Source organism: Thermogemmata fonticola (assembly GCF_013694095.1).
Lineage (GTDB): Bacteria > Planctomycetota > Planctomycetia > Gemmatales > Gemmataceae > Thermogemmata > Thermogemmata fonticola.
This window is the reverse complement of record NZ_JACEFB010000011.1, coordinates 100679-124486: the sequence shown is the minus strand read 5'-3', so window position 1 is coordinate 124486 and position 23808 is coordinate 100679. Positions and strand designations below refer to the sequence as shown.

Annotated in this window: 14 protein-coding genes; 8 read left to right on the top strand and 6 right to left on the bottom strand. The window is 61.5% G+C overall.

Annotation, left to right across the window (positions count from 1 at the left end; genetic code table 11):
- The first annotated feature begins 58 nt into the window (after positions 1-58).
- Entirely contained in the window at positions 59-3598 is a 3540-nt protein-coding gene (locus H0921_RS13720) for a DUF7133 domain-containing protein (protein WP_194539072.1), read from the top strand.
- Between the two features lie 151 nt (positions 3599-3749).
- Here H0921_RS13720 and arsS read toward each other — a convergent pair whose 3' ends face one another.
- Both arsS and H0921_RS13710 read right to left on the bottom strand, forming a co-directional pair.
- On the bottom strand, positions 3750-4793 hold the full coding sequence (gene arsS, locus H0921_RS13715) for an arsenosugar biosynthesis radical SAM (seleno)protein ArsS (RefSeq protein WP_194539071.1): 1044 nt from the start codon (positions 4791-4793) through the stop codon (positions 3750-3752).
- A gap of 168 nt (positions 4794-4961) precedes the next feature.
- Complete coding sequence (locus tag H0921_RS13710; protein WP_194539070.1) at positions 4962-7106, bottom strand: right-handed parallel beta-helix repeat-containing protein; 2145 nt, start codon at positions 7104-7106, stop codon at positions 4962-4964.
- A 266-nt stretch (positions 7107-7372) separates the two neighbouring features.
- On the opposite strand from H0921_RS13710, the gene H0921_RS13705 reads away from it, so the two are divergent.
- Positions 7373-9283 (top strand): zinc ribbon domain-containing protein, encoded by a 1911-nt coding sequence (locus H0921_RS13705; protein WP_194539069.1) that lies wholly within the window; start codon positions 7373-7375, stop codon positions 9281-9283.
- Between the two features lie 231 nt (positions 9284-9514).
- Here H0921_RS13705 and H0921_RS13700 read toward each other — a convergent pair whose 3' ends face one another.
- The 4 genes from H0921_RS13700 to panD all read right to left on the bottom strand — a co-directional run bounded on the left by H0921_RS13700 (position 9515) and on the right by panD (position 11035).
- Positions 9515-9751, bottom strand: coding sequence for a type II toxin-antitoxin system HicA family toxin (locus tag H0921_RS13700; protein WP_315851904.1), 237 nt, complete (start codon positions 9749-9751; stop codon positions 9515-9517).
- Positions 9748-9945, bottom strand: coding sequence for a type II toxin-antitoxin system HicB family antitoxin (locus H0921_RS18555; protein WP_390622566.1), 198 nt, complete (start codon positions 9943-9945; stop codon positions 9748-9750). Before H0921_RS18555 ends, H0921_RS13700 begins: the two co-directional genes overlap by 4 nt.
- A gap of 136 nt (positions 9946-10081) precedes the next feature.
- Positions 10082-10576, bottom strand: coding sequence for a dTDP-4-dehydrorhamnose 3,5-epimerase family protein (locus H0921_RS13690; RefSeq protein ID WP_194539068.1), 495 nt, complete (start codon positions 10574-10576; stop codon positions 10082-10084).
- 78 nt (positions 10577-10654) lie between these two features.
- The gene (gene panD, locus H0921_RS13685; protein WP_194539062.1) at positions 10655-11035 is read right to left on the bottom strand and encodes an aspartate 1-decarboxylase; all 381 of its coding nucleotides are present in this window, start codon (positions 11033-11035) and stop codon (positions 10655-10657) included.
- Between the two features lie 368 nt (positions 11036-11403).
- Here panD and H0921_RS13680 point away from each other — a divergent pair, with 368 nt between their 5' ends.
- The 6 genes from H0921_RS13680 to H0921_RS17995 all read left to right on the top strand — a co-directional run bounded on the left by H0921_RS13680 (position 11404) and on the right by H0921_RS17995 (position 23752).
- Entirely contained in the window at positions 11404-12132 is a 729-nt protein-coding gene (locus H0921_RS13680) for a 3-keto-disaccharide hydrolase (protein ID WP_194539060.1), read from the top strand.
- 196 nt (positions 12133-12328) lie between these two features.
- Complete coding sequence (gene rplA / locus H0921_RS13675; protein ID WP_194539058.1) at positions 12329-13204, top strand: 50S ribosomal protein L1; 876 nt, start codon at positions 12329-12331, stop codon at positions 13202-13204.
- Positions 13205-13228: 24 nt separating this feature from the next.
- Positions 13229-13768, top strand: a complete 540-nt coding sequence (gene rplJ / locus H0921_RS13670; RefSeq protein WP_194539056.1) for a 50S ribosomal protein L10 — start codon at positions 13229-13231, stop codon at positions 13766-13768.
- 161 nt (positions 13769-13929) lie between these two features.
- On the top strand, positions 13930-14343 hold the full coding sequence (gene rplL, locus H0921_RS13665) for a 50S ribosomal protein L7/L12 (RefSeq protein ID WP_194539054.1): 414 nt from the start codon (positions 13930-13932) through the stop codon (positions 14341-14343).
- A gap of 954 nt (positions 14344-15297) precedes the next feature.
- Positions 15298-19047, top strand: coding sequence for a DNA-directed RNA polymerase subunit beta (rpoB, locus tag H0921_RS13660; protein WP_194539052.1), 3750 nt, complete (start codon positions 15298-15300; stop codon positions 19045-19047).
- A gap of 142 nt (positions 19048-19189) precedes the next feature.
- Positions 19190-23752 (top strand): DNA-directed RNA polymerase subunit beta', encoded by a 4563-nt coding sequence (locus tag H0921_RS17995; RefSeq protein WP_228499707.1) that lies wholly within the window; start codon positions 19190-19192, stop codon positions 23750-23752.
- Positions 23753-23808: the final 56 nt, after the last annotated feature.

The following is a 23808-nucleotide window of genomic DNA, read 5'->3' as shown; positions in this document are numbered from 1 at the left end:
GGCATGGGAATGGTTTCATACATTAGAGGAAAAGCGAAAGCTTCAAGGAGTCTTCATCATGCATCGAAAGGCAGCCGTCGCAGGGTGGATCGGTGGCATCCTCTTGGCAGTGGTCGGGGGATGGGGGATGCCTTCCAGTTGGGGCCAGCGTCCGGGGAAGTTGGGCGGAGCGGAAGAGACCTTGGGCCGCCTACGCCTCGCCGATAAGAGCTTGAAAGTGCAACTCTGGGCGGCGGAACCGCTGCTGGCTAATCCCGTGGCGTTCTGCTTCGACGAACAAGGCCGCGCCTTCATCGCCGAAACCACCCGCTTCGGACGGGGCGTCCCCGATACCCGCAGCCACATGTACTGGCTGGAAGAAGACCTGGCCAATCGTACGATCGATGATCTGCTGGCCATGTACAAAAAGCACAAATATCAGGGGTTCGAGAAATACAGCGATCAGTTGCGGTTAGTCTGGGACGAGCAGGGAACGGGCCGGGCCACGAAAAGCACGATCTTTTCCGGAGGGTACAATCGCCCCCAAGATGGGCTGGCGGCAGGAGTGCTGGCCTATCGCGGCCGGGTGTACTTCGCCTGCATTCCCGATCTGTATCTCCTACAAGACACGAATCGAGACGGTGTGGCGGATGTTAAGGAAACCCTGTTCAGCGGCTTCGGTCCCACCGCGCAATTCCTCGGTCATGATCTGCACGGTTTGCGGTTGGGTCCCGATGGGCGGCTCTACTTTTCGATCGGCGACCGCGGCTTCCAGGTCCTCACCAGGGAGGGCCAGCGTTTACTTTATCCGAACATGGGTGCCGTGCTACGCTGCGAACTGGATGGCAGCCGACTGGAAGTTGTTCACTGGGGGCTGCGCAATCCTCAGGAGTTGGCCTTTGACGATTTGGGGTATTTGTTCACCTTCGATAACAACTCCGACTCCGGCGATCGCGCCCGCTGGGTCTACGTGATGGAAGGAGGGGATAGCGGCTGGCGCGGCGGCTATCAGTACGGCACCCTCTACCACACACCGGACACCCCGCAAGGGAACCGCGGGCCGTGGAACGTCGAGAAGCTCTGGCATACCTATCATGCGGACCAACCCGCGTGGATCATACCGCCTGTTTCCCATCTGGGGAACGGCCCGGCTGGCATCGTCCACTATCCGGGGGTCGGACTGGCAGACCGCTACCGCGACTCCTTCTTCGCCTGCGACTTCACCGCAGATCCGAACAGCAGCGTAATCTGGAACGTTCGTTTTCGCCCCAAGGGAGCTGGGTTTGAGATGGTGCAGGCGGAACCCTTTCTCCGGGGCATTGTTGCCACCGATTGCGACTTCGGCCCAGATGGCGCTTTCTACTGGAGCGACTGGGTGGGCGGCTGGAATCCGCCGGGGAAAGGACGCCTCTTCCGCGTCACGGACCCGCAAGCCCAGAGCCAGCCGGTCGTGGCTGAAGTGCAACGCTTGCTACGGGAAGGCTTCCCGCAGCGTTCGGCAGCCGAATTGTGCCAACTCTTGGGGCATCCGCATCAGCAGGTGCGGCTCTATGCTCAATTGGAACTGGCTGAGCGCCAAGCCCATCAGTCTCTACGGGAAATCGCCGCGGATCGGTCGGCCAGCCGCTTGGCCCGCCTGCACGCTCTCTGGGGACTGGGCATGATCGCACGCCGCCTGTCTCCCTCCGACGCCAAAGCCTCCGCGACACGCACTGGTCTCCTCCAGGTCTTGGCGGACCTCCTGGCCGACCCGGACCCTGAAGTCGGCCGAGCGGCCGCAGAACAGTTGGGAGACGTGTGGTTCGCCAGTCAAAGCCGCCGTGCTGCCCCCTCTTCCTCTTCCGCGGCAACCGACATGGCGCAGCACCTCTCACAGGGGCACAGCCGACTGGCCCGCTTGCTACGGGAAGGGCAGCCCCATGTCCGCAGCGCTGCTGCCATCACCTACGGGAAACTCGGCCCGCCGGCATCTTCCGCGAACCCTGCTTCTTCCGCGAGAAGCGCCTACCTCAAACCGCTATTTGAACTGCTTGTCAGCAACAATAACCAGGACCCGTACCTGCGGCATGCGGCCGTCATGGGGCTGTACTATGCTTTCAGCAATCCGCAGGATTTGTGGGAAAGCTGGCAAGAGGCTGTGCGGCAGGACCCCTCCGCGAATCATCCCGCCGTGCGCTTGGCCCTCGTCCTGACCTTGCGCAAACACCGGAGCGAGCGGCTGGCCAATTTCCTGAACGATGCCGAGGAGAGGATTGTCGCCGAAGCAGCCCGTGCAATCTATGAGGAGCGGGTATTCTCCGCCCTGCCGGCCTTGGCCCGCCTGGCGGATCAAAGCGAGCGCAGCTTGGCGGTAGCCTATCGGTCTGCTGCGGCCAACTACATTTTGGGAGACGCTCCAGGAGCGGAGCGACTGGCACGCCTGGCTGGCCGAACCCACGCTCCGGATCACCTCCGCCTCTTCGCCCTCAAGTTGCTTGCAGACTGGCCGGCCCCACCCCGGCGCGACCCCATCACCGGCTTGACGTTGGATTTGCCCCGGCGCGACGCCGCCGTTGTCGCGGCTGCTGTCCGGCAGCAAGGAGCACGTCTGTTTACCGGTTCGGACCCGGTGCGCCGCCAGGCCGCCCAAACTATCGCCCGGCTCGGCCTTCAAGACTTCGGTCCCGCACTAGCCGAGGTTGTCCAACAGGAGCAACAGCCGCTGTCCCTGCGGGTAGAAGCTCTTTATGCCCTCGAAGTCCTGCGGTATGCGGACCTCGCCGCCGTGGCGGAGAAGGCCCGTCAAGCGCCGCATGCCGCTCTGCGTGCGGCGGCCCGGCACATCCTGGCTCGCCGCCACCCCCAAGCCCTCCTGCCAGAAGTCCTGCGCTTGCTCAGCAACCCCCAAGCCGACATCGTGGAAAAACAAGAAGCCTTGACCCTCCTAGGCCGTTGGCCGCAACCTTCCGAAAGTGTGGATCGCCTCCTGGCTGACTGGCTCGATCAGGCGCTGGCAGGCCGACTCGCTCCGGAGCTGCTCCTGGATCTGCTCGAAGCCGCCGAGACCCGCTCCCAATCTGCTCCAGGGAAGAAGCTGTTCGCCCCGCTGGCCCAGAAAGTGCAAGCCTACCGCCAAGCTCAACAGAAATCCGCCGATCCCTTAGCACCGTATCTGGACGCCCTGCGTGGCGGCAACCCGGAACGCGGGCGCGACATCGTTCTGAATCACTCCGCCGTGTACTGCCAGCGCTGCCACAAACTCGATGGCCAGGGCGGCGAGGTGGGACCCGCGCTCAATGGACTGGCCGCCGATCCCGCTAAGGATTACCGCTACTTCCTCGAAGCTGTCGTCTTCCCAGATGCCCGCATCGCCAAGGGGTACGAAACGGCCATCCTCTTGCTTCAGGATGAACGCACGATCACCGGAGTGATCAAGTATGAAGACGAGAGCACCATCCGCCTGGTGACGCCAGAGAACCAGGAATTGGTCATCCGCAAGGCCGATGTCGAGTCCCGGCGGAAAGGCCCCAGCGCCATGCCCGCGGACCTGCATACGAAGCTGACGCGCCGACAGTTACGCGATCTGGTCGCCTTCCTCGCCAGCCTCAAGGAACCGCCGCCGCCCCCACCGCCACGCTGACATGCCGCCACCCTGATCCAGGGCTGCTACAGCGCTGTCGCTTTCGGGAAGACGCTGAACCGCTTGCTCAGATACACGCTACCCTTTTACATCCGGCGACCCACCGTCTGCCTCTGCATGGTTGCCTCGGCGGACGCCGTCTTTCCAACGGTCAAGCTAGCACCGCTCCCTGGCAACTGGAACCGTTCCCGGCAGTGCAACCATAGCAGTGTTGTCCCGTGGTGATCCGGCGCTGGGCGAGCCGGTCGGGATCGGCTTCCCGGATGTGCTGGGGCCAATCGGGGGCCAAACCCAGTTGCAGCATCTGGTTGAAGTCGCAATCGTAGAGCCGGCCATCCCAGCCGACGGATAAGGTGGTCCGACACATCACGCCGGCGGCAGCCGCCGGGTTGTACGACACGATCAGCTTTTGCATGTACTCTTCGAGCTGCCCCCGACTCAGCAGGTCCTCCAGAAAGCGGCTAATGGGCATGTTCGTAATGGTGTAGAGACGATGGAAGACGATACCGTAGCGGCGGGCCAACTCCCGCCGATAGGCCGCCTCCAGGGTGGACTGGTCCGGTGGTAGGGAAGGGCCAAGCGGATTGTACACCAGAGTCAGGTGCAAGGAGCTGTTGGGCTGGCCATAACCCAAGGCGTTGAGCCGCCGAAGAGCAGCTATCGATTTCTCGAAGACACCGGAGCCGCGCTGAGCATCGGTGTTCTCTTCCAGATAACACGGCAAGGAGGCCACGATCTCGACGCCTTGCTCTGCGAGGAACTCCGGCAAGTCTTCGTAACCGGGAGCTAAGAGAATGGTCAGGTTGCAGCGGTCGATGACGTGCCGGCCCAAGCCCCGGACCTGCCGGACCAGCCAGCGGAAGTGGGGGTTCATCTCCGGGGCGCCCCCCGTGATGTCCACGATCGGAATGTCCGTGCGGGCCAAAAAGTCGAGGCACAGTTGCATCGTCTCTTGGCTCATCACCTCGCGGCGTTCCGGCCCGGCATCGACATGGCAATGCCGACAGGTCTGGTTGCAGAGCTTGCCCAAGTTCAACTGCAACACGGAAATGCCGTTGGCACACAAAGGGTACAACCCGCTTTCTGCCAGGGACTGCTCGAACGGTTTGTGCCGTCCTGCCTGGGAGAGAATGCGGAGCTGGACCGCCGGGTCCGCCAACGGACTCCCCTGGCGGAGTAGAGTGCGAAGTGCCATAGGACGCCTTCCGAGCAGAGCCTGAAAACCGAACTGTGCGCGGGATCACCTCCCCCCGCGTCAAGACATCAGCGAAGGATAACCGCCGGTCCGCCAACATCAGGCGGAGGTCCAGCCAAGCACCCACTCCTTAATTTATGGCGGACCAGGGTAGGATCTGCGGGGATTTTATGGCATTTTCTCCCGCCGCGGACCTACCTGATCCAGAGAGAAGGGCTGGAAACCTAGCTCCCGCGCCGGTGAAGTCTCGGCGAGGCGGAAATCGTAACGCTGGGGATCGCGGAATTGGGGGTCGGCCTGGCGCGAGTGCCGATCCATTCCCTTGGCTTGCCACTGCTCCCACGTGAGGTTGCCGAAGCGCATTGTTCCTCCCTCAGGCCGCCAATAGAGGTTGTGGTCGAAGACGAAGTGGAAGTCGAGATTGCCAGCCAGGAATTGTTCCCCACGATGGAGGACGATGTTGCGGAGGAAACGGAAGCGGGTATGATCTTCCGGTCGAGTTGCTTGTATCGCATGATCCCTAGCCCCGGCGAAGATGTTATTCTGTACCGTATTGTCCTTGCCGTAATGCTGGTGGAATCCGCCATGCGTGGTGTTGTACACCACGTTGTTTTCCGCCACGATTCCGGTAGACCCTTCGTCGAAGTAGATGCCCCAGCCGCCATAGCGCAAAGCGGCAATGTCGTGCCAGAGATTGTAGCGGATCACCGTGCCAGGCTGAATGCCCAGCGTGTAGATGCCTCCCATATCGCTAAGCAAGGGTCCGCTACCGTCGCTTTTTTGGCCGATATGGTGGACGTGATTGTATTCAACGATATTTCCGCGTGCTAAGGACCGACCGTAACCCCACGTCCAACCGATGCTGATGCCGGTGTAGTAGAAGTCCGCGATTTCACAGTGGGCAATGCGGTTGTTGGCACTCTGGCCAATCCAGATACCGACGCCGCTGTGGAACAGATGTCCGCCGTCCCGCAGGGTGCAGTCCGTCACTTCGTTATCGGAGGTCTGGTCCGCCGGAGCATCTCGGATGGTCATTTCTCCGATTTTGATCCCGCCCGCGCCCAGATCGGAGAAGGAGCAGCGAAGGATGCGATTGCGGGAACAGGCCCGGCCCAACTCCAGGGCATAGGTGCCAAGCTGGGTGAAGGTGCAGCGCTCAAAGGTGCACTGCCGCACCCCTTCCGCAAAGACCGCGCCGGGCACTTCCACTGCCGCCTGGGCGAAACCGCCGACATCCCTGCCGCGCCGGCTTGCCTCCGGAAAATACCACTCCGTGTGGGCAAACGTGATCCCTTCCCAGTGGACATGCTCCACCCAGCGCCCCTGAGCCGGATCGCCCACCATGCGCACCACCTGGGGCAGAACCGGCGCGATCACTTCGCTTTGGCCGATCTCTTCCCCCGCACGGGGCAGGTATTCCAATCGCCCTGTGGTCCGATCAAGGAACCATTCCCCCGGCGCGTCGAGGGCCTCCCGACAGTGCTCGACGTAGTATGGATCGCCCTGGTCCAGGCGGAAGACGCTCCGCTTGCTGAACTCCAGCAGTCGTTCCTTTTCATCGCAACGGACAACGGGCAAGCGGGACTCCACCCAGCGATTGAGGACCACGACCTCGGCAGCGTCCAGAGTCGGCCAGCAAGACAGGTCCCCCGCTCGGAAGCGGAAACGTTTTTGACCCTGATTCCAAGGCGTGTCCTTGGTCACGTCGGGCAATTCCGCAACGGAGAGGAAGCCGGTGTTGGGGTGGCGCGCTCGCCGTGCCCGCTGGCCATTGACCCATAATTGCCGGAAATACCACTGACCGGCTCGCACCTCGGCCAACTCCGCCTGCCAGAGCGTCCGACCGGCAAGGGAGGCAGCCTTCCAGCCGGACACGCGCCGCCCGCCGCTGAGCACAGGCCGCTCCTGGGGATAGGCGACAATCCGCAGGGGAGCCTGGGCGCTTCCCGAATCCTGGGGGGTCAGCAACACCGGTTCGGTCAGGAAGTAGAGGCCGCCGCGCAAGACGATGGTCACCGCCCGAGGTGAGTTTGGCGGCGCTGCCTGCCGCAATTGGCGAGCGATCCGCAGAGCCTGGGCGAGACTGGCGACGGGACCATCGCTGCCGTGAGCAGCAGCTTGGGCCAACCTGCCGCTCCAGCGGTCGTTTCCCTGCGGAGAAACGTAGAGGGTAAGACCCGATGAGGCCGAGCGCTCTTCGGAAGCAGGCAACGCTCCGGGAGCATGGGGCGTCCACCTTCCACTGCCGCTCAAGAGGAAAGCGATGCCGGCTAGACCACCCCATACCCCCACGCGCACGCTGGAAAGGGCCATCCGAGTGCCTCCTTATCCGAGTGCCTCCTTCATGAGGACTCCCTTCGATCGTGTGGACTTCATTCACAAAGCAAAAATCTTCTGTTGTTGTGCAAGCCCCAGGACCCGGAGCAAGGGAGAATTTCCACAATCCGATTGCCTCTCGACAGATGCGGCCAGATAATGGGACACAGATCGTCCCTATCGGAATCGAGCACGATGTGGCGGATTTCACCCCGCGCTGGGTGAAAGCGAAGCGAGGGATCCCGTCGGGCGGTAGGTGCGCCATGACCATCGACTTTCAGTGTCCGCATTGTCAACATCCCTATCGACTGAAGGAGGAGTTGGCCGGCAAGCGGGCGACCTGCAAGAATCCTTCCTGCCGCAAGGTGTTCACCATCCCCGCGCCTCCGCGGGCAGAGGAAATCGAGCAGCTTGCCGTCTCGGCTCTGGTGGACGATCCGCCGGCGGCTGAAGCCCCGGAAAGCAGCAGTATTGCCATGAACTGCAACTACTGCGGGCACCAGTGGCAGGAACCGCTGAGCAAGGCCGGCAAAAATGTGCTCTGCCCGGAATGCCGCCAGCGCTTGCGTGTGCCGGAGCCTCAAGGGAAAGCGGCCGCCGACTGGCGCCAAGCACGCACCCGCCTCCCTTCGCTCGCCCGGCAGAATCAGGAAAAGCTCGATGGCGTCGTCGATGCTTCCGAAGCGCAACTCGTCTCAGGCCAGGCCCTCGCTCAAGCTGGCGTTACCGAGGTCGAACTGGAACCTCGACCCCTCCGGGAAAAACTCCTCATCGCGGGTTTGATCCTCGCGCTCCTCGGCAGCATCGCAGGAGGCGTCTTCTACTTCCTCCATCGCCGCCAAGTCCAGCAAGATGAACATCTGATGGCCCAAGTCCTGACTCACTGGCAGGAAGGCGTCCAGGACCTCCGCGAACCGGAAGCAGCACTGGGGAAGGGATTGCTCCATCTGATTCTGGCCGAGGAAGCGCTGCGCTGGGACCGTACGGACAAGTTCAAGGAAGCCCACCAACATCTCCAGAAAGCCCGGAATGAATTGCGGAACGCTCCGGTTTGCGGCGTGCGCCACGCTTTGGCGGCAGAGTGTGCCCTGCTGACGCTACGCTTCGGAGGAGATGAATCCCAGGTCTCGGCGCAAATCCGCTTCGGCTGGCTGCCGGATGGACCCACCCGCGGGGGACCCTTACGCGGGGAACGATCCCGGAGCGTCCACGAAGAGTTACGCCTGGCTTTGACCCTCCTCCAGGGAGCGGAGTATGATCTGCGTCTCGGTTACACCCGCCTTCTGGCTGATCAACTCCTCGACAAAGACCAAGTGGAGCTGGCCCTGGAAAGCCTGCCGCTGTTGCTCTTTTCCGACACCGAGCGGAACGAGGTCCGGGCATGGCTCGCTCTGGAAGCCCACCGGCGCAACAAAGGCTCGGACCTGGTCGCTCGCATCAGCCGGGAACTGCTGCCGCCTCCACCGGCGGGAGGTAAAGACAAAGCTCCTCCCCCGTCTTCGGCTTCTCCCTCCGCGCTGGTGCTCGGGCAGGTTCTCTCCGTGGAAAAGGCCCCGCCGCTTCCCCCTTTACCTGCGCAAGGTCCTGTGCCGGAAAACCTGCGGCTGGCCCATGTGCTCCACCTGTGCCTGCGAGGAGAGCCTAGCACGGCTCTGGCTGTTGCCCACAGACCCGGTCCTGTCGAAACCCAGTTGAAAGCCCTCTTGCTGGGTATGGAAACCTGCCGCTACCCTACCCCGTCCCAAATGTCCGATTGGGTCGAGGCGGCCAGTACGCTGGTGGCGAACCAGAAGGGCAAAGTCAATGTCCGCTTTGCCGATGGCCAGCTCCTACGCTGCTGCCAACTGGCGGCCGCCTGCAACCGGCCGGAAGCGGCCCGCAACTTTGCCGGTGCGATCCGTGATGAAGGACTGCGGGAATGGGCCTACGCCGAATGCTTCCGCTGGCAACTCCCTCATCTCCAGCAACGTCTCGCGGAGGAAAGCCACCCCATCCCGGCGGACCTGAATAAACTCTGTGCCGCCCATCTGTGGGGGCGCTTCTGGATCGCACGCCACAATACCCGCTGCAGCGGCGACTTGCAGCAGGAACAGCGGGCCATCCTCGGCTGGTCCCCCAAGGCCGTCTACGCCTTCGGTCTGGCCGGCATCGCCTTGGGCTTGCACGACCGCTAATCCCCACCTTTCCACACCCAAGAACCGCACCCCTAACCGGGCGAACATAATAGAACACTGCCCCCACTACTTCTACCTCATCCGAAGTCAACTCCATCGGAGGGAGGAGTCCCTGTACCCCGTTGGAGAAATGTCGTTTCAACTCGCGAGTCTCAGCACCACCTGGCTCAATTGCTGCGACGGGGCAAAACAAGGAAACAGTTGGCTAAAGCAAAATGTTTGGCGGCTTTGCTAAAGCAGTGTGCGGAACTCCTCAATACTGATGTTGGCATCACGGAGGATGGCACGTAAAGTCCCTGGCGGCACGATCTTCCCTTTGTGAACAGGGATGGTCACACGTTTTCTATCCGTCTCTCGCCACATATGCGGGTGACTGCCCTTTTGCCGTTTCCATACGAAACCAGCACGCTCTAATGCCCGAATCAACTCCTGGCAATCTATTCGCGGCAGCTTCTCACTTATACTCACACAGCTACCGGTATGGAGAGACGGGTAATGAATACTGGCTCGCGTTCCACCGGAATAGGCTCACCGTCCTCAAGCAGATTTTGAAGATGAAGCTCAAGGGCTTCCAGAATGTTTCTGCGAGCCTCGTCAATCGTATCCGCAAACGTATGACAGCCAGGCAAAGCGGGTACATAAGCGTGAAAAGCCCTGCTCATCAGGTTCAATCACGACTGTGAAATTGTAGACTGCCATATCGCACCACCTCTTACCTGGAAAACGGATAGATCCCAAACACAATTCTAGCACCCTTTTCGCATACGTCGGCGCATAAAGGGATAACCTCTTTTTCCATCAGGCCACCTGGTAGGGGCTATGGGGGTCCTGTTCGTGGCGGATTTCGTCCACAGGATCTTGGCGGAGCCAGCCAGCGTAGAGGCGATTGGCGGCATTAAAGACCAACCCCTCCACGGAGCCGACATTTTTGTAGGCATGGACGACTCCCGGCGGCACGAGCAGGGCATAGGGAGCCGAAGCGCCGACGCGCCGCACCTCCTTGGCGCCATGCGTGGGAGAGGTCTTACGGGCGTCCCACAGATAGACCTCGAAATCCGAGGGGCCGAGGAAGCAGAAGTAATCGGTCTGCTCCCGGTGTTCGTGGGGTCCGCGGGTCACACCGGGCCGGGTCATCGACACATAGGCCATGACCGGATGATGCTTGGGATCGAGCAAATCCTGGCGGAACAATTCCACCAACCAACCCCGGCTATCGGTGCGGACTTTTAGAGGAATCCACCAAACGTCGTGGATCGGCCCGCGCTCCACATAGTTGGGCACTTCGACGTTCATATCCCCCCCTCTGTTGCCACATTCTCCGCTCAATCGAGCTTCAGTACAGGAGCAGCTTCAGCGTAGGAACTCCGCTCCTCATCCGCCTTTGCCTTTGCCTGCCTTTTCTGTTTCCTGAAGGCGATTGTGGTCATCCACCAGAACGATCCGGGGCTGGTAACGGCGGGCGGCTTTGCTCTTCATCTCGGTGTAAGTGGCGATGATGATCTTGTCCCCCGGACGAATGAGATGGGCACCAGCTCCGTTGACGCACACTGTGCCGCTCCCCGCCTCCGCCGGCAAGGCATAGGTGATCAGCCGCTGGCCGTTCGTCACATCCCAGACGTGGATCTGTTCGTAGGGCAGAATATCTGCGGCTTCCAGCAGATCGCTGTCCACCGTCAAGCTGCCCTCGTAGTCTACGTTGGTTTCCGTCACCGTCACTCGGTGGATTTTGGACTTGAGCATGATCCGCCGCATGACTACTGGCTCCCTTGAGTCTGAGCGTATGGCTGGCGCGACCGCCTCCTATCCAAGGCAAGGCGGGGCTGCCGACGAGTCTGAGCACAGCGGCTCCCGACCCCGCACTCTTCCTTTTCCCTAATCCGGCAGCTTCACAAGTCGGGACGACAGGCATTCCTGGAAGCAGAAGGTCCGGGGGTAGCAAGTCTCGCCTGCCCCTTCCCTGGCCGGCCCCTTCTCGCTGTCCGCAGGCCATTGTATGGCCTAAAGTATTCCTGGCAGCAGGAAAGGATTACGCATCCCAACCGGGGGACGCATTCCAAGACAGCCCCCCGCCGGATTCCCAATTGCCCCCCACTGCCGTCCCCTTTGGAGGAAGTTGCCCCATGACCAACCGCATTCTTCTGCTGGCGTTGGCCACAGGACTATTTGCGAACCTGGTTCAATCCGCGGGGAAGCCGATCGCCGCTCCCGCTTCCGCGGCTGGACAAGCCCCTGTCACAGTCCAAGTCCCCGCTTCTGGCACCGTCCAGACCCCTGTTCCCGAAGGTTTCATATCGCTGTTCAACGGCAAGGATTTGAGCGGCTGGAAACCCACAGGCAAAGCAGATGTGTGGAAGGTGGAAAACGGTGTCCTCGTCTGCGAAGGAGGCGGCGGAGGCTGGCTCCTGACTGAGAAGGACTTCGCCAACTTTGAACTGCGCTGCGAGTACCGTTGGACGAAAAAGGGAGGCAACAGCGGCATCGCTCTGCGCGCCCCAGACAAAGGCGATCCTGCTTACGTCGGCATGGAAATCCAACTGATCGACGACGAAGGATGGCCCGGCAAACTCGCGGACTACCAGCACACCGGTTCCATTTATGATGTTCAGCCCGCCAAACCCGCGAGCAATAAACCAATCGGCGAATGGAATAGCGTCCGCATTGTCTGCCAAGGGCGGCACGTGATCGTTGAACACAACGGCAAGGAATTGGTCCGAGCCAATCTGGACGACTACAAGAGCAAATTCGAGCGCCATCCCGGCCTGAAGCGGACCCAAGGCAAAGTCGGCTTTCAGAGTTACAACGTCCGGGTGGAATTCCGCAACATTTATCTCAAGGAACTTTCCCCTTGATCGGCCTAACCGGTCCTTCCCCCTGCGTTTGAGGAAGCCCAGGGAAGGCAGGGGGCTTGCCGGAGAGGCCGCCGAGCTATAGCAATTTCTGTCTCCACAGGACCGCACCGGCAGAGGTGCGGGAGGGGATGTAGCCGGTCTTGCCGTCCCACGGCATTTTCTACCCCCCGGCGACCCCCGCAGGAGGATTTTCCCCATGAGTACCGACACCACCCAACCGACCTCGACCCCCGCCAGTAGTGCCAGTAGTGGTAGTGGCGGCCCGCCCCCCGCCTCCGGCGCCGGCGCTTCCCCCACCCCTGCAACCGCGAGCGCCCCAGCCGCGGAAGGAGCCGAAGCCACCACCCGTAAGAAGAAACCAGGAGTGGCGCCCCGCCGTGGCAAAAAGCTGCGCAACCTTCTCCGCAGCATTCAGAACCGCCTGCGGGAAGCTGGTCCTATGCCGCTCAAGCAGGCCATCGCTGAGCTGAAGAAACTCAAGCGGGCCAAATTCGACGAAACCGTCGAATTGCATATCAACCTGGGCATCGACCCCACGCAATCGGATCAAATGGTGCGCGGGGCGGTTTCCCTGCCGCACGGCATCGGCAAGACTGTACGGGTGGCCGTCTTCTGCCAAGGGGACAATCAAGCCAAGGCCAAGGCGGCGGGCGCTGACATCGTCGGCGGGGCGGACCTGGTCGAAAAAGTTCAAAAGGAAAACTTCCTGGACTTTGATGTGGCCATCGCCACGCAGGACATGATGGCCCAAGTGTCCCGCCTCGGTAAAGTTCTGGGGCCCCGCGGCTTGATGCCGACACCAAAAGCCGGAACCGTTGTTCCCGTCACAGCGGACCTGGCCAGTGTCGTGCGCGAGTTCAAAGCCGGCAAAGTGGAATACCGCTCAGACAAGACCGGCCAAATTCACGCCGGCGTGGGAAAACTTAGCTTCGACGAGCAAAAACTGGTGGAAAACATTCAGACGTTCCTGGAGCATGTGCGGGCAGCCAAACCGGCAGGTGTGAAGGGACAATTCATCCGGGGTGTTGTCCTATCCGCCACCATGTCCCCCGGTATCCGCCTGGCGCTCTAATCCCGCCGTGGGAGGACACAACCGATGAGCAAGAAAGTCAAGCAACTGGAACTGAACGAATTGCGCAAGCTGTTCCACGGCGTGCGGGACATGGTGCTCCTGGAACCGCTCAAACTCGATGCCGGCAGCGATTACGAAATGCGCAAGAAACTGCGCGAGCGGAACATCCGGGTCCGAATGGTCAAAAACACCTTCGCCCGCATGGTGTTCCAAGAAAACGGCGTCCCGCTCGATCCCGGACCCGGACCGACCCTTGTCGTCTGGGGCGGCAAGAGCATCAAGGAGCTAGGCTGGGCCGTCGATGACCTGCTGCGGGAGTTGCACAAGGACCCCAAGGCCCCCAAGCGCCTCAAGGAAAAGACCGTCATCGCCGATGGACAGCCCGTCACACTGGAAGTGGCCAAAACCTTGCCCACGCGGGAAGAAGCCATCGGGGAAGTCCTGGCGGCTATTCTGGGACCGGGCAGTGCCCTGGTCCAGTGCCTGACCAGCCCCAGCAGTGCCATCGCCGGCATCCTGCAAGCCATCGAAGAGAAAGCCAAGAGCCAAGCACCCACGGCTTGATAACCCAGACCTGCTCTCGGCCAACAGTGAGTTTTGCCCACCGAGACGACATGACCGCAGGATCAGGGGTGCCGTGGCTGACAAACCATCCGCTATTACGCAACCTGTAACCCTCAGCCGGGCCGCTTCACCCGGCGTACTCACGGAAAGGAAGGACGAACATGCCCAGTATTGCGGAACTCGGCGACATGCTGGCCAAATTGACCTTGGCCGAAGCAGTCGAACTGAAGAATTACCTCAAGGAAAAGTATCAGATCGAGCCAGCCGGCGGGAGAGTCGTCGTAGCGGCCCCGACCGCCCCCGGTGCTCCCGGCGCCCCCGGTGCGGCACCGGCTGCTGCTGCCGAACCGACGGAGTTCAACGTCATCCTCGAACCCGGCTTCGACGCCGCCAAAAAAGTGGGCATCATCAAGGTGGTCCGCGAACTCACGGGTCAAGGATTGGCCGAGGCGAAAGCCACCGTCGAAGGTGCTCCCAAGGCGATCAAGGAAAACGTGGACAAGAAGACCGCCGAGGAAGTCAAGAAGAAGCTGGAAGAGGCAGGCGCCAAAGTCACGATCAAGCCTGCCGGATGAGCTGCGCAGGGCCATCCCGACCCGCCCGATTGGGCCAGCATCCTGGGGAGAAGGACCGGGACGGACGGAAAGTACCCTCCCCCCTTCTTCGCAGGGCGAAAGTGGAAGGGTTGGCAGGCGAAAGCCAAACCCAACGGCAGGGTCTGTCCCTACCCATCCCAGGGTTAGCGGACAACCCAGAACTCGTTATCGGCCAAGCTGTTCGGCCAGCAAGCGAGGAGATTGGCGGTACTGGTGAAGGCGGAGCAGGCCTCCTCTTCGGGAAAGCGCCCGCCGCCTTCTCTCATCCTCTTGACAAAAAATTATTCCGTTCCCTCTGGACAAAGACCTAAGGGGCGGGATAGGATAATACACTTGGCGGGATCCCGACCTTAGCGCGGCCCGGAGTGCGTCCTGTGAAACCCCAGGAGGGGGTGGCACATGCGTCAAGGGCCGAGCCACGAAGCCAGTGGTGACAATGCACGCAATCCACTCGCATGAGCCATTTTGTCGTCTGGCCTGTCGATGTTTCCTTCCATCTTATCCGCCGGGTTGTGTTCCACACCGTCAAGGGAATGCCTCCGGGCTAAGCCCTAGGGCGGTGGGAACAGTACGGACCTGGACGATAGTCCCATCCGCCAATGCCAAGGCCGCCGGCGGGCCAGGCGGAGTACTTCAGCTATAACCCGCCGCGGCGGTCCGTGCAACCCCCAGTACCGCCGGGGGGCCACGCGGCCGCGGGTCCTGGTTATCCGGCGGTCTGACCCCCTGGAAATCTGATAGCGAACCTAAAGCCGACAAGATGACTCTCTCTCTACTGATGACCCTCATGCCATCCTCTGCCCGATATCCGACTGGCCTAAAGATAGGCCTTGTGTTCCTGGCCCCGCTCGGCCCAGCCTGGGCACCCAGAACCTGAATGGCGCTAGCCTAACAACACAAGGACACCCTGGACGAAGACAAGGAGTTGGACCTATGGCCATCCCGGCACAACGGATCATTATCCCCACCCATGTCCGCGACTTCGGACGCTTTGGCGATGCCCTGGAAGTTCCCCCACTGACGGAAGTGCAACAGCGCGCTTACGCCCGCTTCCTCCAGGCTGACGTACCCTGGGACAAACGGGAGCCGATCGGCATCGAAGGCGTCCTGCGGGAAATCTTCCCCATCGAAAGCTATGACAAAAAAATTGTGCTGGAATATGTCCGCTACGAATTGGGCAAGCCCCGCTACGATCCGGACGAATGCCGCCAGCTCAAGCTGACCTACGGCCGGCCGTTCAAAGTCTGGCTCCGCTTGCGCCTGCCGGACGGCAGCGTCCGGGAAGATGAAGTTTACCTGGGCGACATGCCCATCATGATCGGCGGCGGGGAATTCATCATCAACGGTTCCGAACGGGTGGTCGTGTCCCAGCTCCATCGTTCGCCGGGAATGGATTTCACCGCGACGCGGGAAGGGGACAAAACCCTCCACTCCTGCCGAGTGATTCCGGAGCGCGGCAGTTGGATCGAAATCAGTTGCACCAAGAAAGACACCTTCCAGGTGCGGGTGGATCAGTCCGGCAAGTTTCCGGCCTTTACGCTGCTGCGGGCGATGGACCCAGCCTACGGCTCTACGGCGGCCATCATCAAGGCTTTCCTGCCCGTCGAGAAAATCAAGCTCAAGGACGCCGCGGCTGCCCGCCAGCGCTTGCTCGGCCAGCCGGACCAGCAGATTCCCCCGATGTACGCCGCCGATGACATCATCGACCCGGAAAGCGGTGAAGTCTATCTCGACGCCGGCAAACCCTTCACTGCCGCTGCCGTCGATAAAATTCTCGCTTCCGCGCTGACGGAAGTTCTGGCCGTGCCGCCGCCGAAAGACCCAATCGTGCTCAACTCGATCCTGGAGGACGGCACCGAGTCCCATGAGCAGGCCCTGCTCAAAATTTACCAGCGGCTCCGTCCCGGCAACCCAGCCCAGCTCGACAAGGCCCGCGAACTGTTCCACGAAAAGTTCCAGGATGCCAACCGCTACCGCTTGGGACGGGTCGGACGCTTCCGCATCAACCGCAAGTTTGGCCAGAATATCCCCGAAACGGAGCTGACGCTGCTCAGCACCGACCTGGTCAACGCCATCAAATACCTCCTTGATCTGCGTGCCGATGCCAAGCACGCCCAGATCGACGACATCGACCACCTCGGCAACCGCCGGCTGCGGACCATCGACGAGTTGGCCGCCGATGAACTCCGCAAAGGCTTCCTCAAACTCAAAAAGACAGTTCAGGAGCGCATGGCCATCCGGGATGCCCAGGACATGAGTCCGCGTTCCCTGATCAATCCCAAATCGGTCTCCTCGGCAATCGAATACTTTTTTGCCCGCAGCGAGCTGTCCCAGGTGGTGGACCAGACCAATCCGCTGTCGCAACTGACGCACGAACGCCGTCTCTCGGCCCTAGGACCAGGCGGCCTCAACCGCAAGCGCGCCGGCCACGAAGCCCGCGACGTGCACATCTCCCACTACGGCCGCATCTGCCCCATCGAAACCCCCGAAGGCACCAACATCGGCCTGATCCTGCACCAGGCCACCTATGCGGAAGTGGATGACTATGGCTTCCTCATCACGCCCTACAAGCGCGTCAAGAACCGCCGCATCACCGATGAGATCGTCCGGCTGCGGGCCGATGAGGAGGCCAACGTCGTTCTCGCGCCCGCTGATACCCCCACCGAAGGCGACCGGATCACCGCCGAGCGAGTCAATGCCCGTGTCCATGGCGAACTCCAGGTCATCGAAGCCGACAAAGTGCAATACATCGACGTTTCGCCCAAACAATTGGTCGGCGTCTCTGCCGGTCTGATCCCCTTCCTCGAACATGACGACGCCAACCGCGCCCTGATGGGGTCCAACATGCAGCGGCAGGCCGTCCCCCTGCTTGTGCCCGAACCGCCGCTGGTCGCCACCGGACTGGAAAAGGAAGTCGCCCGCCACTCCGGCATGGTCCTCAAAGCCCTCGAAGACGGCGTCGTCGTCTACGTCGATGCGGAACGCATCCACATCGAGGAAAAGGACAAAATCGTCCGCGAGTATGTTCTGCGGAAATTCCACGGCCTCAACGAAAAGACCTGCCTCAACCAGAAGCCGATCGTCCAACCCGGCGACAAGGTGAAAAAGGGGCAGATCATCGCCGATGGACCTGCCACCTACAAGGGCGAATTGGCCCTGGGGCGCAACATCCTCGTCGCCTTCATGTCTTGGGAAGGGTACAACTTCGAGGACGCCATCATCATCTCCGAACGCTTGGTCAAAAATGACACCTATACCTCGATCCATATCGAGGAGTTCACCGCCGAAATCCGCGAAACCAAACTCGGCAAGGAGGAATTCACCCGCGACATCCCCAACGTCAGCCAGCGCATGCTCAACAACCTGGATGAGAACGGAATCGTCCGCGTGGGAACCTACGTGCGTCCTGGCGACATTCTGGTCGGCAAAACGGCGCCCAAGAGCCGCAGCGAGCTGACCCCCGAAGAGAAACTGCTGCATGCGATCTTCGGCCGGGCCGGCGAAGACGTCAAAAACGAATCGCTGGAAGTCCCCTCCGGCATCGAAGGGATCGTCATCGCTACCCATCGGTTCAGCCGCCGAGCTTGCATGAGCGAGGCCGAAAAGAAGGAACTCGAACGCCAGGAACGGGAAATCACCCAGACCTATACCGAAAAGATCGCCTCCCAGTTCCGCGAGTTTATCAAGGCCCTGGAAGAGGTGCTGGACAAGAAAGAGCTAAAGGATCCGCAGACCGGCAAGCAACTGGGGAGCGATAAGGACGATAAGGTCGTGGCGGAACAGGCCCGCCGCTTCGACCTGGCCAAACTCGACATCCGCACCAGCGAGCACCGCAAAAAGGCGGAAAAAATCTACCAGCGGCACTGGGAACGCATCCAGTTCTACATCGACGAGCAGGAGCGCAAGCTCAACTCGCTCAAACGCGGGGATGAGCTGCCCACCGGCGTGCAGCAAATGGTCAAGGTGTACGTGGCCACCAAGCGGCAGATTTCCGTCGGCGACAAAATGGCGGGCCGCCACGGCAACAAGGGAGTCATCTCCAAAATCCTGCCCGAGGAGGACATGCCCTTCCTGGCCGACGGCACGCCGGTGGATATCATCCTCAATCCCCTGGGGGTGCCGAGCCGTATGAATGTCGGGCAGATTTTCGAGACGCACCTGGGCTGGGCCGCGGCCAAGCTCGGCTTCAAGGCCATCACCCCGGTCTTCGACGGCGCCACGGAAGAGGAAATCCGCAAGGCCCTGACCGAAGCGGGACTGCCCGAAACCGGCAAAACCATTCTCTACGATGGCCGCACCGGCGAACCGTTCGACCAGCCGGTCACCGTCGGCTACATCTACATGCTCAAGCTGCACCACCTGGTGGATGACAAGGTCCACGCCCGCGCGACCGGCCCTTACTCCCTCATCACCCAGCAACCGTTGGGTGGAAAGGCCCGCTTCGGCGGCCAGCGCTTCGGCGAAATGGAAGTCTGGGCCTTGGAAGCCTACGGGGCGGCCTACACCCTCCAGGAGCTGCTGACCGTGAAATCCGACGACGTCGAAGGACGCACCAAAATCTACGAAAGCATGGTCAAGGGGGAAAACACCCTGGAAGCCGGTACCCCCGCCAGCTTCGAGGTTCTGACCCACGAAATCCGCGGCCTGGCTCTCAACATGAGCCTGGAAAAGAAACGGACCTGAGACTCCGGGTTCCCCGCGAGGGGGGAAGTGCTCCCTGCCTTCCCGCCTGGCGCGGCCAGAAACTCTCTCGCGGAGAACCCACCGCCTGACGGATACGCCGAACTTTCCTCCAAGCGACACCCAACCCACGGGAGCCTGACATATGACGATCTATCCGAACAAAGCGGCAAGCGACGACACCACCTACGAACGGATCAATGACTTCGGTGCCGTGCGGATCAGTCTAGCCAGTCCGCAGGACATTCGCTCCTGGTCTCACGGCGAAGTCAAGAAGCCGGAAACGATCAACTACCGGACTTACAAGCCGGAGAAAGACGGTCTGTTCTGCGAGCGCATCTTCGGGCCGGAAAAGGACTGGGAGTGCTCCTGCGGCAAATACAAGGGGCAGAAGTACAAGGGGATGGTCTGCGACCGCTGCGGGGTGAAAGTGACCCATTCCCGCGTCCGCCGCAAGCGCATGGGGCATATCGAGCTGGCCGCTCCCGTCGTCCACATCTGGTTCTTCAAAGCCACGCCTTCCCGCTTGGCCGCCTTGCTCGATATCAAAGCCGCCAACCTGGAAAAGATCATCTACTTCCAGGACTACGTCGTGATCGATCCGGGCGACACTCCTCTCAAGGAGAAGCAACTCCTGACCGAGGAGGAATACCAAATGTACCGGGCGGACTACGGCGACACCTTCGAGGTGGACATGGGAGCGGAGGCGATCCGAAAACTGCTCGAACGCCTCAACCTGGTCGAACTGTCCCGGGAACTACGGGAGAAACTCAACGAGGAACTCAAGAAAGGGGAGGATAAGGCTTCCAAGCAAAAGATCAAGGACCTGGTCAAGCGCCTCAAGACGGTCGAGGCCCTGCGGGATTCCAGCAACCGGCCCGAATATATGGTGCTGGAATGCATCCCGGTCATTCCGCCGGACCTGCGCCCGCTGGTCCTTCTGGAAAGCGGCAACTTCGCCACCAGCGACCTGAATGACCTCTACCGCCGGATCATCAACCGCAATAACCGCCTCAAGAAGCTAGTAGACCTCAACGCGCCGGATGTCATCATCCGCAATGAAAAACGGATGCTCCAGCAGGCAGTGGACGCCCTCTTCGACAACGGCCGGTGCAAGCGCCCGGTGCTGGGTTCGTCCAACCGCCCGCTCAAATCCCTCACCGACATGATCAAAGGGAAGCAAGGGCGCTTCCGGGAAAACCTCCTGGGCAAGCGGGTAGACTACTCGGCCCGCTCGGTCATCGTCATCGGCCCGGAATTGAAGCTCCACCAGTGCGGCCTGCCCAAGCGGATCGCCCTGGAACTGTTCCAGCCGTTCATCGTCCGCCGCCTCAAGGAACTGGGACACGCCGATACCATCAAGTCGGCCCGCAAAATGCTCGAACGGCGCGACGACGTGGTCTGGGACATCCTCGAAGAGGTGACCCGGAACCACCCCGTGTTGCTCAATCGCGCTCCGACTCTGCACCGCATCGGCATCCAAGCCTTCGAGCCGATCCTCATTGACGGCAACGCCATCCGCATCCACCCCCTGGTCTGCAAAGGGTACAATGCGGACTTTGACGGCGACCAGATGGCAGTCCACCTGCCCCTGTCCATCGAAGCCCAGGTCGAAGCCGTCATCCTGATGATGTCCACCAACAACATCTTCAGCCCGGCCCACGGCAACCCCGTCATCACGCCCAGCCAGGACATCGTCATGGGCTGCTACTATCTGACGGCCAATCGCGGCGCGGAAGATGAAGCGGTGGAACCGGGCGATGGCATGATCTTCCATAGCCCTGCCGAAGTCTTCCAGGCCTATGCCGAGGGGAAGGTGGGACTGCATGCGAAAATCCACGTCCGCCTGCCAATGGCCTATATCGAAATCACCGACGCCGGGGACAGCCGCTTCCGCACCGGCGAATTCGTCCCGGATACCCTTTTCCACCAGGAATTGGCGCGCATCCGCCGCCACAATCAGCGGGCCGGCGCGCCGGCGCTGCGGGAACCCCAGGGGATCACTCATCCCAAGAAAGTCATCACGGAAGTCAAAGATGAAAAGGGGAATCCCCGCGCCGACGAAATGCCCCGCAAGCCGAACGGCTTGGTCCGCACCACCGCCGGGCGGGTCATCTTCAACGACATCCTCCATCCCAAGATGGCTTTCTACGACCTGCCCCTGGTCAGCAAATACCTCAGCCGCATCATCTCCGACTGCTACGAACTGCTGGGCCGGCGGGAAACCATCGCCCTGCTCGACCGGATGAAGGAGATCGGCTTCCGCGAATCGACCCGCAGCGGCCTCTCCTTTGCCGCCAGCGACCTCAAGACCCCCAAGGAAAAGGAAAAGATCATCCAGGAGAAGGAAAAAGCGGTGGAAAAAATCCGCCGGAACTACGAGCGCGGCTTGTGCACGGAAAGCGAACGGCGCAACCAGATCAACGAAGCCTGGACCGACGCCCGCGAGAAGATCACCCGCCTGCTGATGCAAGAGCTGGCCAACGACCGGCGGCCCGATGCCAGCGGCCGACTCGTCCCTTACCTCAACCCCATCTACCTGATGGCCCACTCCGGCGCCCGCGGCGGTACCGAACAGATCCGCCAGCTCGCCGGCATGCGCGGGCAAATGTCCAAACCCAACGGCGAAATCATCGAAACCCCCATCAAGAGCAACTTCCGCGAGGGGCTAACCGTCCTGGAGTACTTCTCCAGCACTCACGGCGCCCGCAAAGGCCTGTCGGATACCGCCCTGAAAACGGCCGATTCCGGCTACCTCACCCGCAAATTGGTGGACGTGGCCCAGAATGTCGTCGTCACCATGCACGACTGCGGCACCACCAAGGGCATCAGCAAGACTGTCACCTACAAGGGGGATGAAATCGATCGCCCGTTGTCGGAAGTGATCCGCGGGCGCGTCGCCGCCGAAACCATCCGCCACCCCACCACCAAGGAGGTACTCGTCCGGGAGAACGAACTGATCACACCGAAGATCGCCAAGGAGATCGAACGGGCCGGCTTCGACCGCGTCCTGGTCCGCAGTCCGATGACCTGCGAGGCTCCCCTGGGCGTCTGCCGCCTCTGCTACGGCATGGACCTGGCCACGGGTACCCTGGTCGAGGAAGGAATGGCCGTCGGCATCATCGCCGCTCAATCCATCGGCGAGCCGGGCACCCAGTTGACCATGCGCACGTTCCACATCGGCGGCGTCGCCACCACACGCATTGCCAGCGAAAGCGAGCACAAAGCCAAAAAGGGCGGCATCGTCACTCTGGAGCGCTTCAAGGTCGTCGTCAACGAACAGGGCCAACGGATCGCCTTGGAATCCCATAACGGCGAGATCGTCCTGCACCGCGAGCACAAGGATGGACCGGTCACCGAACGCTACACCGTACCCAACGGTGCGGAAATCCTCGTGCAGGAAGGGGAAGAAGTGCTCCCCGGTACCATCCTCTGCAAGTGGGACCCGCACGCCCAGCTCATCCTTGCCGAAGTCGGCGGCTTGGTCCGCTTCCGCGACATCAAGGAAGGCGTGACCATGCGCAAAGAGCGCAACCCCTCCACCGGCCTGGATAGCTACACCATCATGGAGTACAAAGGAGAGCTGCACCCCACCATCGACATTGTCGATGAACGCGGGCAAACGCTGCGGGGCTATCCGCTCTCGGAGCGCTCCATCCTCCAGGTGACCGAGGGCAGCCGGGTCGCTCCAGGCACCATCCTGGCCAAAATCCCCAAGGAAGTCGAGAAAACCCAGGACATCACCAGCGGTCTGCCCCGCGTCACGGAACTCTTTGAAGCCCGCCGGCCGCGCAACTCCGCCGTCCTGGCCGAAATCTCCGGCAAAGTCCGCTATGGCGAACGCAAGCGGGGCAAGCGCATCGTGGAAGTCATCCCCGTGGACCCTGCCACCGGCAAACAAATCGGCGAAGCCCGCATCCACTACATCCGGGCCAGCGCCAACCGCCGCGTTCCCGATGGCGGATTCGTCAAAGCGGGAGAACCGCTCGATCTGGGACCGCTCACGCCCCACGACATCCTACGCATCAGCGGCCCGGAAGCCGTCCAAGATTACATCCTGCGGGAAATCCAGGCGGTATACCGCTCCCAGCGGGTCGATATTGACGACAAACATATCGAAATCATCATCGCCCAGATGCTCCGCAAGGTGAAAGTCACCGATCCCGGCGACTCCGGCCTGCTGCCGGAATCGGTCATGGACCGCTTCGCCTTCAAGGAAGTCAACCGCCGCCTACTCGAAGAGTGCGTCAAGATCGTCGATCCCGGCGACAGCTCCTTCAAGCGGGACCAGGTGGTGCGCAAGGACGCCTTCGAGGAAGAACGGGACAACCTCCGCAAGGCCGGCGGCAAGAAGAAGCTGCCCACTTGCACGACGCCCACCCCGGCCCAATCCACCGTGCAACTGCTGGGGATTAGCAAGGCCGCCGTCCAATCGGACAGCTTCATCTCCGCTGCCAGCTTCCAGGAAACGACCAAGGTGCTCACCGAAGCGGCCTTGGCCAGCAAGGTCGATCACCTCGTCGGCCTGAAGGAAAACGTCATTCTGGGCCACCTGATCCCGGCGGGTACAGGCTTCAAGGCCCATGTCGAAGCCGAAGTGCGCATCAATGCTCCGGAATTGCTGGAAACACCCGCGAGCTTGACGGCGCCCGCCGCCAGCGGCCCCAGCGATGACATCGATACCCCGCACACCGTCACCGGAGCCTGAACCAGCCCAAGTGGGTTCCCGCCCTCCCCGCCGTGCTGCACCCGGATGCTACTCCG